Origin of the sequence: Oceanobacter kriegii DSM 6294 (genome assembly GCF_000422845.1) — a bacterium.
In the GTDB taxonomy this organism is placed as follows: Bacteria; Pseudomonadota; Gammaproteobacteria; order Pseudomonadales; family Oceanobacteraceae; genus Oceanobacter; species Oceanobacter kriegii.
The window spans coordinates 202,622-216,083 of the sequence record NZ_KE383933.1 but is presented as its reverse complement, the minus strand read 5'-3'; the positions used below and the strand labels follow the sequence as shown (position 1 = coordinate 216,083).

General features: G+C 55.6%; 12 protein-coding genes. 7 read left to right on the top strand and 5 right to left on the bottom strand.

The genetic code is table 11. The features are described from left to right. Positions 1 to 282, top strand: a 282-nt coding sequence (locus G516_RS0118795; RefSeq protein WP_028294958.1) for an integrase core domain-containing protein, incomplete at its 5' end; no start/stop codon positions are given. Positions 283 to 477: 195 nt separating this feature from the next. On the opposite strand, the gene G516_RS0118790 is transcribed toward G516_RS0118795, so the two are convergent. The 4 genes from G516_RS0118790 to bioB all read right to left on the bottom strand — a co-directional run bounded on the left by G516_RS0118790 (position 478) and on the right by bioB (position 4,475). Beyond that, positions 478 to 1,155 carry a DUF1826 domain-containing protein gene (locus G516_RS0118790; protein ID WP_036537457.1) on the bottom strand — a complete coding sequence of 226 codons (678 nt, stop codon included), beginning with the start codon at positions 1,153 to 1,155 and terminating at the stop codon, positions 478 to 480. A 2-nt stretch (positions 1,156 to 1,157) separates the two neighbouring features. Further along, the gene (gene zigA / locus G516_RS0118785) at positions 1,158 to 2,369 is read right to left on the bottom strand and encodes a zinc metallochaperone GTPase ZigA (protein ID WP_028294956.1); all 1,212 of its coding nucleotides are present in this window, start codon (positions 2,367 to 2,369) and stop codon (positions 1,158 to 1,160) included. A 232-nt stretch (positions 2,370 to 2,601) separates the two neighbouring features. Further along, positions 2,602 to 3,117 carry a Crp/Fnr family transcriptional regulator gene (locus G516_RS23325; protein ID WP_051219614.1) on the bottom strand — a complete coding sequence of 172 codons (516 nt, stop codon included), beginning with the start codon at positions 3,115 to 3,117 and terminating at the stop codon, positions 2,602 to 2,604. A 293-nt stretch (positions 3,118 to 3,410) separates the two neighbouring features. Beyond that, positions 3,411 to 4,475 (bottom strand): biotin synthase BioB, encoded by a 1,065-nt coding sequence (gene bioB / locus G516_RS23320; protein ID WP_036537454.1) that lies wholly within the window; start codon positions 4,473 to 4,475, stop codon positions 3,411 to 3,413. Between the two features lie 335 nt (positions 4,476 to 4,810). Between bioB and G516_RS0118770 the strand changes: the two genes are divergently transcribed. The 3 genes from G516_RS0118770 to moeA all read left to right on the top strand — a co-directional run bounded on the left by G516_RS0118770 (position 4,811) and on the right by moeA (position 7,213). After that, a complete protein-coding gene (locus G516_RS0118770; protein ID WP_028294955.1) occupies positions 4,811 to 5,185 on the top strand; it encodes a PilZ domain-containing protein in 375 nt (124 codons plus the stop codon). A 114-nt stretch (positions 5,186 to 5,299) separates the two neighbouring features. After that, positions 5,300 to 5,965, top strand: coding sequence for a fumarylacetoacetate hydrolase family protein (locus tag G516_RS0118765; RefSeq protein WP_028294954.1), 666 nt, complete (start codon positions 5,300 to 5,302; stop codon positions 5,963 to 5,965). 9 nt (positions 5,966 to 5,974) lie between these two features. Beyond that, positions 5,975 to 7,213: a molybdopterin molybdotransferase MoeA gene (gene moeA / locus G516_RS0118760; RefSeq protein WP_028294953.1), complete on the top strand. Its 1,239-nt coding sequence runs from the start codon at positions 5,975 to 5,977 to the stop codon at positions 7,211 to 7,213. A gap of 281 nt (positions 7,214 to 7,494) precedes the next feature. On the opposite strand, the gene G516_RS0118755 is transcribed toward moeA, so the two are convergent. Further along, positions 7,495 to 8,076, bottom strand: coding sequence for a superoxide dismutase (locus tag G516_RS0118755; protein WP_028294952.1), 582 nt, complete (start codon positions 8,074 to 8,076; stop codon positions 7,495 to 7,497). A 372-nt stretch (positions 8,077 to 8,448) separates the two neighbouring features. Between G516_RS0118755 and G516_RS0118750 the strand changes: the two genes are divergently transcribed. From G516_RS0118750 to G516_RS0118740, 3 genes are all read left to right on the top strand, one after another. Further along, positions 8,449 to 9,282 carry a hypothetical protein gene (locus tag G516_RS0118750; protein ID WP_028294951.1) on the top strand — a complete coding sequence of 278 codons (834 nt, stop codon included), beginning with the start codon at positions 8,449 to 8,451 and terminating at the stop codon, positions 9,280 to 9,282. A gap of 309 nt (positions 9,283 to 9,591) precedes the next feature. After that, positions 9,592 to 11,106, top strand: a complete 1,515-nt coding sequence (locus tag G516_RS0118745; protein ID WP_028294950.1) for a fumarate hydratase — start codon at positions 9,592 to 9,594, stop codon at positions 11,104 to 11,106. 440 nt (positions 11,107 to 11,546) lie between these two features. Further along, positions 11,547 to 13,439: an alkaline phosphatase PhoX gene (locus G516_RS0118740; protein WP_245582699.1), complete on the top strand. Its 1,893-nt coding sequence runs from the start codon at positions 11,547 to 11,549 to the stop codon at positions 13,437 to 13,439. Positions 13,440 to 13,462: the final 23 nt, after the last annotated feature.

The following is a 13,462-nucleotide window of genomic DNA, read 5'->3' as shown; positions in this document are numbered from 1 at the left end:
GACCGTGGCAGTGAATATGGCGCTGAGGCAGTGCAAAAATTGCTTGGGAGTCACGGAATGATTGCGAGCATGAACCGACCGGGAAAGTGTACTGACAATGGCGCTATGGAGTCTTTCTTCCACAGCCTGAAAGCAGAAAAGTTAACCGGCAATATTTGGAAAACATACTCAGGGTTAAAATCGGCGCTCAAACAGTATATTGATCGCTTCTACAACAGAACTCGTCTGCACTCTGGCTTGGGATACATGAGTCCGTTAGAGTACGAGGCGATAAATGGATAACTGCAATGTGTCCGGAAAAGCGGGTGAGGATCAACATTATTCCGCGGCGTTTCAGGTGTGCTATACGATACGCTGGACACCCAAAACACTGCTACCAAATTCCAGTTACTGCTAGCGTTAAACCCAAAGCCTCTCTGCAATCACCCCATGATTTCAGAGAGGCTGCCTTTCAATGATTAACCATTCCAAAATTCTTCAACACATATCCAACGTCATCACCAACCGTTTTTCTCCCTCTGGCACTTGTGGTGAGCGGTGGACGATGCCTTTGCCTTCGTTGTCGATCCAGCGTTCGCCTTTTAGTAAGCAAACGTCGCCGCTGTTGGTTTGAAATATAACGTCGGTGGACGGGTATAAACCACCGGCAAAATCCTGGCTTGGGCCGGGGCCGAGTTTGCTGCGGTCGACGTCGCGGTTATCCAGAAATTCACTGGCGGGGCCGGTGTAGGTGGTGACTAGTCGGCACGGCACCTTGTCGACGTGAAAACGCGGGCACATGGCGCGGTCGAGGGCGGTTAGGCGCAGGCCAACCGCGTCGAGTTCAAACAGACAGGTGTACATATCGACCAGCGCCTGAATATCGCGGTATAGCTCGGGGGCCAGTGGGCCGAGTTCGTTTTGCAAGCGCTCGATGCAGTTATCCACCGTCACTTCGCGCGATAGCTTGAGGGTTGGCTGGCTGCTTAGCAGGGCCGCAACTTCCGCGTGAATGGCACCCGGCAGCGGGCGCTGCCAGATGGCCAGATTCACTGCCGGGTTGTAGATGTCGGCCAGCACGTCGCTGGCCGGACTTGAGCTGATGGACTTTGTGGCTGGCAGATGGGCGTTCATTAATGCAGCAATCCCCTCTGAACCTGGCTGGTTAACTCCCATGTTTATGCTCCCGCTTGCCAGGCTGGAAATGGGTCTTCCAGCGTTTGCCAGAATTCCTTGCCTTGCAGCAGTTCGTCGTCGTTCAGCAGACACTCATCGAGGGCGCTGGTGATCTTTTGCTGATCCAGCCCCTGACCGATAAACACCAGCTCCTGACGCATATCACCGAAGGGTTCTTGCCACATTTCCTTGATGGATTGCAGGTATTCCTCGTCGGTGGGCCAGCGTTCTTGCGGGATGGCTTTCCAGAACATGCCAGCAAAGCCGTAGCGGGCGATGCCGCCTGCCTGACTCCATTGACCGGCAAATTCAGGGCGCGATGCCAGCCAGAAATAGCCTTTTGAGCGGATCAGTTTGCCGTGGCTCTTTGTGTTATGCAGAAAGTCGTAGAAACGCGCCGGATGGAATGGCTTGCGGGCGCGGTAGGCGAAGCTGCCGATGCCGTATTCCTCGGTTTCCGGAATGTGTTCGCCTCGCAGTTCTTTTAGCCAGCCGGGGGCTGCGGCGGCGCGGTCGAAGTCGAAACGGCCGGTATTCAGAATTTCGTTGGCGGCTACGGCACCTTCCTTGATCGGAATGACCTTGGCTTCCGGGTTCAGGGTTTTGAGGATCGACTGCAAGCGTTGCAGGTCTTGAGGCTCGGCCAAATCGGTTTTGCTGATCAGGATGACATCCGAAAACTCGACCTGATCAATCAGCAAGTCAGCGACGCTGCGTTCATCTTCTTCGCCCAGGGATTCGCCGGTTTCCTGAAGGTATTTGGCTTCGTCGTAGTCCTTGAGGAAATTCACGCCGTCGACCACGGTGACCATGGTGTCGAGCTTGGCGACTTGAGACAGCGACTCGCCGTTTTCGTCTTCGAAGGTGAAGGTTTCGGCTACTGGCAATGGCTCTGAAATGCCGGTGGACTCAATCACCAGATAGTCAAAACGGCCTTCACGGGCCAGCCGCGAAACTTCAATCAGCAGGTCTTCACGGAGGGTGCAGCAGATGCAGCCGTTGCTCATTTCAACCAGCTTTTCTTCGGCGCGGTTGAGCTCCACTTCTTGCTGAATGGTCGCGCCGTCGATATTGATTTCGCTCATGTCGTTTACGATCACGGCGATTTTCAGGCCATCGCGGTTATTCAGCAGGTGGCTCAGTACGGTGGTTTTGCCCGCGCCCAAAAAACCGGACAGGACGGTGACAGGGAGGCGGTGTGTTAAAGCATTCATGGCGATGTCCATCAAAAGCGTTCAGGTTCGGGTTGCGGTTCTGATTTTTATTAAATGTTATGACATAACAAAATAATCAAAGGAGCACGCAAAAACAAGCTATGAAAGACGTTCTGGAGTGGTTGGAATACTGAGTTTTGTTTATTGAGACGGTTGAGAGGACGTCGATCAATGAAGGATCAATGAAGGAAGAGGGAGACTGAAGGCAGCGCTGGTGAATTGAAGTGCGCCGCTAAACCCGCGACGCTTTTTCCAGGATTTCAGGCTGGCTGTGGGCCAGTTTGTCGTTCAGGTAGCGCAGGCGGCGGCTGATTTCCCGCAGCATGTTCATCTGAATCAGGGTGAACTGTTCAAGGTCGAACTGGTACAGCTCGTAGAGTGCGGAGGCGGGCAGCTCAAGGGCGTCGCATTCGGTAACGGCTTTGACCGATGCGCCGCGCGGGTTCATATCCACGATGGCCATTTCGCCAAAGCTGTCGCCACACACCAGGCTGCGCAAGGTGCGCATTTCCGAGCCACATTGTTTGGTCACTTCGGCGTAGCCGCGTTCCATGATGAACAACGAGCTGGCGGGGTCGCCTTCGTGGAAGAAGTAGTCGTCGGACTTGAGGTGAATTTGTACACAACGCTGTTCCAGAAACGCAATGGCTTCCGTGGAAAGTGCGCCGAATATCGGCATGTCCTTGAGCAGTTCGATCCGGCTCGGGCTGGTGCAATGACGTTGCTCGCCCTCGACGTTTGACAGCATGCGGGTATCTCGAATGGGTCTAACTGATTATGGTAATACCAGCTACGCCAAAATGGGAATAGTACGAAGGGTTTTGTCAGCCTCTGATAGATAGTCAGTTGATAAGTATCACAAGAAGCATAAAAAGCGTTTTGGCAGAGGGGAAGGAAGCTGCCCTGTGGTGGCCGCAGTGAATAAATCGAGCGCCATTAAAAAAACGGCTAGAAAAAAGCCCGCAGATTCAGAATCGGCAGGCTTTGCAGTTGGTGCTATCCGTTAGCACAGACGCTAGGCGTTAACAGCCCCAAGCGCTATCAGGCACCCAGACGGGCGTATTGCTCGGTCTCATCCTTGCGCTCTGGAATCAGGTCATCCAGTTCTTCTGGCGCTTCGGTCACCTTGTGACGGGAGTTGATGCCCAGACGCTTGAACAGCTCGACGTCCTTGTTGGCCGCCGGGTTTGGCGTGGTCAGCAGGCATTCGCCGTAGAAGATGGAGTTGGCACCGGCAAAGAAACACATGGACTGCATTTCATCGGTCATTTCTTCACGACCGGCACTCAGGCGCACGTGGGATTTCGGCATCAGGATGCGAGCCACGGCAATGGCACGAACGAAGTCGAGCGGATCTACGTCGTCTTCTTTTTCCAGTGGCGTACCAGATACTTTTACCAACTGGTTGATTGGCACAGAGTCCGGGTGCTGTGGCAGGTTGGCCAGCTGGCGCAGCAAGCCTGCGCGGTCACGCTGGCTTTCGCCCATGCCCAGAATACCGCCAGAGCATACTTTCATACCGGCTTTACGCACGTTATCCAGAGTGTCCAGACGGTCGCTGTAGGTACGGGTGGTGATGATCTCGCCGTAGTATTCCGGCGAGGTATCGAGGTTGTGGTTGTAGTAATCCAGACCAGCATCCGCCAGACGTTCGGCTTTGCTGGCGTCGAGCATGCCGAGGGTCATGCAGGTTTCCAGACCCAGCTCTTTGACGCCGCGCACCATGGCTTCAACGTATGGCATGTCTTTTTCACGCGGGGAGCGCCAGGCGGCACCCATGCAGAAACGGTCAGAGCCAGCGGCCTTTGCGGCTTTGGCTTTTTCGATAACGGCCTGAACTTCCATCAGACGTTCTTTTTCAAGGCCGGTGTCGTAACGGGCGCTTTGCGGGCAGTAGGCGCAGTCTTCCGGGCAGGCACCGGTTTTGATCGACAGCAGGGTGCTGACCTGTACCTGATTCGGGTCGAAGTACTGGCGGTGAATGGTCTGCGCTTCAAACAGCAGATCGTTCATTGGCTTGTTCAGCAGTGCCTGTACTTCATCCAGTGTCCAGTCGTGACGAATGTTGCGGTCCAATTGACTGACTGTGCTTGCCGCGCTCGACATGGCAAAACCCCGTTATCCTGATTCTTTGATGCGGAAGATAGTGGCCAGCCTGGCTGCCAAGCGCAATTTGCTCTGGGGATGAATGCTGACTTCTGGTTGTTTCTTGACCAGCTTGATTCCAAAACCTGCTAAATCAGATGAATTTTTGCCCCGATTGAAAACATGGTGGGCAAGCCGTTGATGTTGCTGTGTGCGTCTGTAAGACGGGCGGCCATTGCCAAAGCGTCGGGCGCTGGCAGGCGTAGCCAAAGGCACACAGGCTGGCGAATACCGCCACGGCTGCTAAAACTAAAGAATGGTCACGCTGTTGTGGCCGTTATGATCAGGGTCGCTGGATGAATAATCGTCGTTACAGTCGGGTGCCGTTTTTGCGCCGGGCACAGATAGAAACTCGCGGTCAGACCTTTGAGGTGCAGTGCATGGACCTCAGTCTGCGCGGTGTGCTGCTGGTTCGCCCCGCGGAGGAGCAGTGGTCGCTGGAACAGCACATTCGCTTTACGTTAACGCTGGGCGAGCGCGAGCAAATTGTGATGGACTGTTCTGTGGCGCACATCGACGACGATGTGGTCGGCTGTGCCTGTGATTCGCTGGCGTTGGAAAGCATGATTACCTTACGGCGGGTGCTGGAGTTGAATTCTGCCGACCCATCGCAGATTCAGCGCGAACTGGCTGAATTGATTCGGGAAGAACGTCTGCATCAGGCCTCCTGATACCGTTTGTCGGTCTGGTCGCGCAACAGTGTGTGCGGCCAGATAGCGCCAGGCCGGTTGGGCCGGAACTGACTCACGGGTATATTAAGGGCTTCATCATCACAGAGACGCCCTATGTTCACGCCCAAACTGGATGACGCTCCCTTTTCTTATGGTGTTGGTAAAGCCGTGTGTGTAGGCCGCAACTACGCCGCCCATGCCGCCGAGTTAAACAACCCGATTCCTGAGCAACCTCTGCTATTTATCAAACCCGCCGATGCCGTTGTGCCTTTGCAGGACACGGTGGAGATTCCGTCGGATCAGGGGGCTGTGCATTACGAACTGGAAATCGCCCTGTTGATTGGCGAGCGCATCAGAAAGGCTACGCCGGAGCAGGCGCTGGCGGCGGTCGCCGGTGTCGGCGTGGCGCTGGATCTGACCTTGCGTGAGGTGCAGTCGGGTCTGAAAGCCAAGGCCCATCCGTGGGAACGCGCCAAGGCCTTCGACGGCAGTTGTCCGGTGTCCGATTTTGTCGCCGCCAGCCGGGTACAGGACTGGGCGAATCTGGGGCTGTCGTTGGATATTAACGAGCAGTCGCGTCAGGACGGCAACAGCGCCAATATGCTGTTTCCGATTCCGCAACTGCTGGCAGAAATGAGTCACTGCTTCAGCCTGAACCCGGGCGATATCGTGCTGACAGGCACCCCGGAAGGGGTTGGCCAATTGCAGGACGGTGACCGTTTGAAGGCTTGCCTGAATCGGGACTGGGTGGTCAGCCAGGCCACTGTGAAAACGCTTTGAGGAGACACCATGTCGTCATGTGATGCCCCGGGATTGATCTCGCTGGCAGATGCCCTGCAACGGATTCTGGCCGATATTGAGCCGGTAAACGACACGCTCGACGTGCCCCTGTACCAGGCCGATGGCAAGGTGCTGGCGCAACGTATCGAAAGCCCCATCGACCTGCCTCCGGCGGACAACTCCGCCATGGACGGCTATGCGGTGCGGGTTGAAGACCTGACCGAATTTGATCGTCTGACGGTGAATCAGCGTATTCTGGCGGGCGATGCCACAACCCAACCGCTGAACGCCGGTGAATGCGCACGGATTATGACCGGCGCCATGATCCCGCCAGGTGCCAACACGGTCATCATGCAGGAAGACGCAGAAGTGGCCGACGACGGCAGTGTGCGTTTTATTGCCGCGGTGAATGAAGGTGCCAACGTTCGTCGTCAGGGAGAGGAAATCGCCAGCGGTGAAACCGTACTCGACGAAGGCCGCTTGCTGCGCGCTGCTGACATCGGCTTGCTGGCCAGTCTGGGCGTGGCAACGGTTACGGTAAAACGGCCGTTAAAAGTAGCCGTGATGGCTACCGGTAGCGAACTGGTGCCACCGGGACAGCCGCTGCAAAGTGGTCAGATTTACGAATCCAACAGTCAGGTGCTGTGTGCGCTGCTGCATCGCATGGGTTGCGACGTGATCCCGATGGGGATTATTCCGGATGATCCACAGGCGCTGCGGGATGCCTACCAGCAAGCGGATACCCAGGCCGACCTGGTGATCGCTTCTGGTGGTGTATCGGTGGGCGAAGCTGATTTCAGCAAACAGATTCTGGATGAAATGGGCGAAGTAGGCCTTTGGAAACTGGCCCTGAAACCGGGCAAACCCTTTGCGTTCGGACGCTTGCCCAACAGCCTGTTCACCGGCTTGCCGGGTAACCCGGTTTCAACCGTGGTGACCTTCGACCAGCTGGTGGTGCCGGTCTTGCGTCAGTTGGCCGGTGTCAGCGGCGATCGTGGCCGGGTGCAGCTGAAAGCACGCATTACCCGCTCGATGAAACGCCGCCCGGGACGATTGGAATTCCAACGCGCTGTGGTGGCCACCAATGACGACGGCCATCTGGAAGTGACGCCGTTGGGACGTCAGGGCTCGGCCTTGTTAAGCACCATGTCGCGGGCCAATGCCTATTTGGTGGTCGACGCTGATGTTGCCGGGTTTGAAGAAGGCGATATGGTGAAAGTCGAGCTGTTTGATGGCCTGCTGAGCTGATCAGCGCGCTTGTATTCAATTAGGTCCGACAAAGGCGCGAAGCGGCTGCCATCGGACATGTTTGGGGCGTCGCATTGTCGGATGGCGCAAGCTTATCCGACCTACAGGACAGTTGTAGGAGGTAGCTTGCTGCCGATGGCTTATGTTTATCGAGAGCAAGCTCTCTCCCACAATATTGGTCAGACCCCAGACCCCAGACACAAAAAAAGCGGATGGCAAAACCATCCGCTTTTTTATTGGCCGCTGGGCAGCCATCAGGCCACCCGACGTTAACCGGTAGCTTACGCGATGTTGGCGTTAGCGAATTCCCAGTTAACCAGTGCCCAGAAACCTTTCAGGTAGTCTGGACGTACGTTGCGGTAGTCGATGTAGTAGGCGTGTTCCCACAGGTCAACGGTCAGTACTGGCGTCAGGCCTTCTTCAGTCAGCGGAGTGCCGGCGTTGGAGGTGTTAACGATGTCCAGGGAACCGTCGGCTTTCTTAACCAGCCAGGTCCAGGAAGAACCGAAGTTGTTCACAGCCATGTCGTTGAACTTGGCCTGGAACTCTTCGAAAGAACCGAAGGAAGCGTTGATGGCGTCAGCAATAGCGCCAGTTGGAGCGCCGCCACCGTTTGGAGACAGGCTGTTCCAGAAGAAGGTGTGGTTCCAGATTTGAGCAGCGTTGTTGAATACGCCACCGGAAGAAGACTTGATGATGTCTTCCAGGGACTTGCCTTCAAATTCGGTACCAGGAACCAGGCCGTTCAGCTTGGTTACGTAGGTGTTGTGGTGCTTACCGTGGTGGAATTCCAGAGTTTCCTGGGACATGTGTGGTTCCAGGGCATTTTTCTCGTACGGCAGTGCTGGCAGTTCAAAAGCCATGTGACGTCTCCATTTATCAAGCTAGTGGTTGTCGGCCTTTTATGAGGGCCGTTGCGTTATTTTTCAAGAGATCGTAGCAGTCGCCGCAAGCGGATGATGTCGTCTCTTGTTTTATCTCATTGAATCATAACACCGGCTGTGGTTTCGCTGCGATAGTCATGCGCTATGGTCAGAAACTGAGTGTCGCTGATGGAACAGTGTGACGGCACAGGCGGAAGTCGGGTAACAGGACAGGGAACGCAAAAGCAAACCGGGAATCTGAAACAGACGTTGTCCGGTGTGCAGAGTTTTTCAGAGGGTCCCTGAGTATTTCAGGCGCTTGTCTGTATACTCGACCGGATAAGCAGTTGATTTATCCCAACCGGTATTTCCATGGACAATGCAAAAGACCCGATCGTTCCGAACATGACGCCTTCCCAGGACGACATTGAAATCCGTCAGCGTCAAATGAAGTCCCGTCGCTCCGCGTCTGCCCCCAAAGCTCCCAAGCAGCCCAACAACAAACCGACGGCCGAGGCCAGCACAGGTTCCGGTGGCGGCAAGGGCATGGCGGTCGTCGCAACGCTGGTGGCGCTACTGGCGGTCGGCGGTTGTGGTTATCTGTATCTGCAAAGCCAGCAACTGCAACAGCAACTGACCGATGCCAATGCGGTGTTGGCCGAGCAGAAGAAAAGCATCGATACCCTGAATGAGCGACTGTCGACCACCGGCGAGAGCGCCAGTCTGTCGCTGGATGCCCTCAAGGTGCTGATCAAGGAGCACGACTCCGAGATCCGCAAGCTGTGGGATGTGTCGAACAAGCGTAACAAGAAGAACATCGCTGCCAACACTACCGGTGTGGCCAACAACAAGAACGCCATTGCAGCGGTGAAAAAAGACACCACAACACTGGAAAGCGGTCTGAAAACCCAGCAAACCGCATTGGCCGACCAGAAACTGGTGTTGGATCAGCAGCAGCTGGATGTGTCGGCCCTGACCGACCGGGTGTCGTCCACCGAAGCCTCGGTGCTGTCGTTGCCGGAATCTGAACTGCGCATCGCCCAGAACACCGAATCGCTGGAAATGAACAGCAAGGCGATGGCAACCATGAAGAAACAGCTGGCCAGCAAGGATCAGGAGATCGATTCCCTGACCAAGCGCCTGAAAATGCTCGAAGAGCGGGTTAACACGCTGTATGCACCGGCGAGCGCAACTGCGACGCCATAAAGGCTGAATGAATGCGTGCCTCGTGCAGCGCTTTTAACCCCTTCCGAACCCGTCAGCGGCCGTCCAATTCAGGCCGCTGATTGGCTTTGCCTACCAAAGCCCTACACGCAATACATTTCCGCCGTCGTGCCCTTGGGGTACAATCCTGCTCCGTTCGCGTCAGCCTCAGACTGACGCAGTTCCCTTGGTCGGATTCAACCGGTCCGGCCCCGGGGCATAAGAATTCCATGCTGTTGAACAATAAAACGTCGAACAGCCGCGAAAAAAGCCGCTTGCTGGCATACAAAGAGCACAGAGAGAGAACTCGCCATGACAACCGTGATCAAGCAAGAAGATCTGATCGAGAGCGTTGCTGACGCCCTGCAGTACATTTCCTACTACCACCCGAAAGACTTCATTGACGCGGTACACGAAGCTTACCAGCGCGAAGAATCCAAGGCGGCCAAGGACGCCATGGCGCAGATTCTGATCAACTCCCGCATGTGTGCCATGGGCAAGCGCCCACTGTGTCAGGACACCGGTATCGTGACCGTATTCCTGACCATTGGTATGGACGTGAAGTTCGAAGGCGATATGTCCGTTGAAGACATGGCTAACGAAGGCGTTCGTCGTGCTTACCTGCACCCGGACAACGTGCTGCGTGCTTCTGTGTTGGCTGATCCGGATGGCAAGCGTGCCAACACCAAGGACAACACCCCAGCCGTTATTCACATGAAACTGGTTCCGGGTAACACCGTTGACGTTCATGTGGCAGCCAAGGGTGGTGGTTCTGAAGCCAAGTCCAAGTTCGCCATGCTGAACCCGTCTGACGACGTGGTTGAGTGGGTACTGAAGCAGATCCCTACCATGGGTGCTGGCTGGTGTCCGCCGGGCATGCTGGGTATTGGTATCGGTGGTACTGCCGAGAAAGCCATGCAGATTGCCAAGGAAGCCCTGCTGGACCCAATCAACATCCACGAATTGCAGGAAAAAGGTGCGGAAACCCGTTCCGAAGAACTGCGTCTGGAGCTGTACGAGAAAGTGAACAAGCTGGGCATTGGTGCTCAGGGTTTGGGTGGTCTGACCACCGTGCTGGACGTGAAGGTTGCGGATTACCCGACTCATGCCGCTAACAAGCCGGTTGCCATCATCCCGAACTGTGCTGCGACCCGTCACACTCACTTTGTACTGGACGGTTCTGGCCCAGCCAAGCTGGAAGCGCCGAGCCTGGAAGACTGGCCGGAAATCAGCTGGGAAGTGGGCGATAGCGTACGTCGCGTGAACCTGGATACCGTAACTCCGGAAGACGTTAAAGACTGGAAAACCGGCGAAACCATCCTGCTGTCCGGCAAGATGCTGACTGGCCGTGACGCCGCTCACAAGCGCATCGTCGATATGCTGGCCAAGGGCGAAGAGCTGCCTGTGGATCTGAAAGGTCGCTTTATCTACTACGTAGGCCCGGTTGATCCGGTACGTGACGAAGTCGTTGGCCCTGCTGGCCCAACCACTGCGACCCGTATGGACAAGTTCACCCGCACCGTGATCGAAGAAACCGGCCTGCTGGGCATGATCGGTAAATCCGAGCGTGGTCCTGCGGCGATCGAAGCCATTAAAGACAACGAAGCCGTTTACCTGATGGCTGTGGGTGGTGCTGCTTACCTGGTATCCCAGGCCATTAAAGACTCCAAGGTTCTGGCCTTTGCCGACCTGGGTATGGAAGCCATCTACGAGTTCGACGTGGTTGATATGCCGGTAACCGTTGCGGTAGACACCAAAGGTGAATCCGTACACATCACTGGCCCAATCGAGTGGTCTGCCCGTATTGCGGCGAAAGAAGTGAAGTAAGGGATTGAATCGTCAGCGGTTGGCCAGTGGCTAACCGGCTGGTCTATCCTGAAACCGGTGCTGGTAACAGTACCGGTTTTTTTATGGCTGCTGTTTGGACGTGTGTTTTCTGGCTTGTTGTTTTATGGCCATTTAAAAACGACCTGTGCCAAATACTTGAATAATCGAGCAATGATGATTCTCATTCAAACGGGGCTGATTGAACGAAAGGTCAGCTTTGAAAATGGCAGGAACGCCGTGGCTTCAAGGGTTGGTGGGGTGAGCTGGTGATAAATGACTCACAATCGGCATAAATGGTTGAATAGTCCAGTATTTACAAAACTTGACAGTGGTCATCAGTCTGACTTTTTTACGCCACATAAGATAACTCAACCTGTCACTTTTGACGTCTAAGGTCGCGCTCTCCAAAAAAAACCATACTTCTGATGAGAGAGAGTGATATGGAATTCAAGAAAAACCAACTGCTGCAAGCCATGCTGGTTGCAGCGCTGGCAACCGGTCTGGCCGCTTGTGGTTCAGACGGTGATGACGGTGCCCAAGGCGCTCAGGGTGAACAAGGCCAGGCCGGTAACGATGGTTCTGATGGTCAGGACCTGACGGCCAAAGACACCACCACCGCAACCTACGGTACCGAGCTGACCTTTGTGGGCGTGCCTGCACCACAAACCGACGCCGACAAGCGCGCGATTTTCGCATCCAACGCGACTATTAATGGCGAAACCTTCGGTGGCTCTTTCAACCTGCTGGCGCGCTCCGGAACCGATTACAACGGCGTGACCTTCGGTCAGCTGGTGGATGAAAACGGCACCGTACTGCAAGAAGAAGACGGCAGCATTCGTGTTACCGACTCCAACGAACACACCTCCTTGCTGCCTGTAGGCGACAAGCTGTTCTCTGTATCGCAGATGGAATCCCGTCCGGGTGCCATGTTCCTGATGGAACTGAACCAGAACGAAACCAACGGCGAACTGACCGTCAAGAACATGAGCCAGATCGACCAGTCCAGCGTTAACGGCGGTTGGGTTCACTGCGCGGCTTCTGTAACCCCATGGACCACCCACCTGGCTTCCGAAGAATACGAGCCAGATGCTCGTGAGCTGGTCACCGCAACCGACGCAGCGGCTGACAGCTACTCGGCTGGCATGCTGGATTACTACACCGTCGAGAACCAGTGGAACCCGTACTACTACGGCTGGAACATCGAAATCGAAGTGAACGAAGACAGCTCCACCGAACTGACCAAGCACTACGCCATGGCGCGTCTGGCGTTCGAACTGTCGTACGTGATGCCAGATTCCAAAACCGTTTACATGACCGACGATGGGACCAACGTGGGTCTGTACATGTTTGTGGCTGACGAAGCGGGCGACCTCAGCGCCGGTACCACCTATGTGGCCAAGTTCGACCAGCAGTCGGCAGAAGGTCTGGGTGAATTCAACCTGAGCTGGATCAGCCTGGGTCACGCCACTAACGACGACGTTAAAACCTACGTCGACAATGGCACCACCTTTGCTGATATCTTCGATGCGGTTGATCCGGTTGAAGGCGTTTGTGCCGATGGTTACACCTCCATCAGCGCCAATGGCGTTGGCCAGGAATGTCTGGCGGTGAAAGAGGGCATGGAAGTCGCGGCTTCCCGTCTGGAAACCCGTCGCTACGCAGCCATGCTGGGCGGTACCACCGAACTGCGTAAGGAAGAAGGTATCACCTTCGACGAGACTCGCGGCAAGCTGTATCTGGCCATTTCTGAAGTAGCCCGTGGCATGGAAGACTTTGCCAAGAACGGCTCCGCTTCCAACTCCTACGACCTGGGCGGCAACAACGACATCCGTCTGGCCAGCCACAATTCCTGTGGCGGTGTTTACCAGCTGGACGTGGCTGCTAATGCCGACATGGGTTCCGACTACGTTGCCAGCAACATGAGCGGTCTGATTGCCGGTCGCCCGGTCAGTGCAGACGACCCACAGGTTGACGGTTTTGAAGTCAGTGTTAACGCCTGTCACATCGACGGCATTGCCTCTCCGGACAACGTCACCTACATGTCTGGCTACGACTACCTGATCGTGGGTGAAGACACCGGCTCCGGCCACCAGAACGACGTGATCTGGGCTTACGACTTCGACTCTGAAGAGCTGACCCGTATCCAGACCACCCCGTACGGTTCTGAAACCACCTCTCCGTACTGGTACCCGAACATCAACGGCTGGTCCTACATGATGTCTGTGGTACAGCACCCTTACGGTGAATCCGATACCGACAAGGACACCGGCGCAGGCGAAGCACGTGCCTACACCGGCTACATCGGTCCTTTCCCTGGCATTGCTGCCGAGTAAGTCCGAAGGAAGCACGACCACCG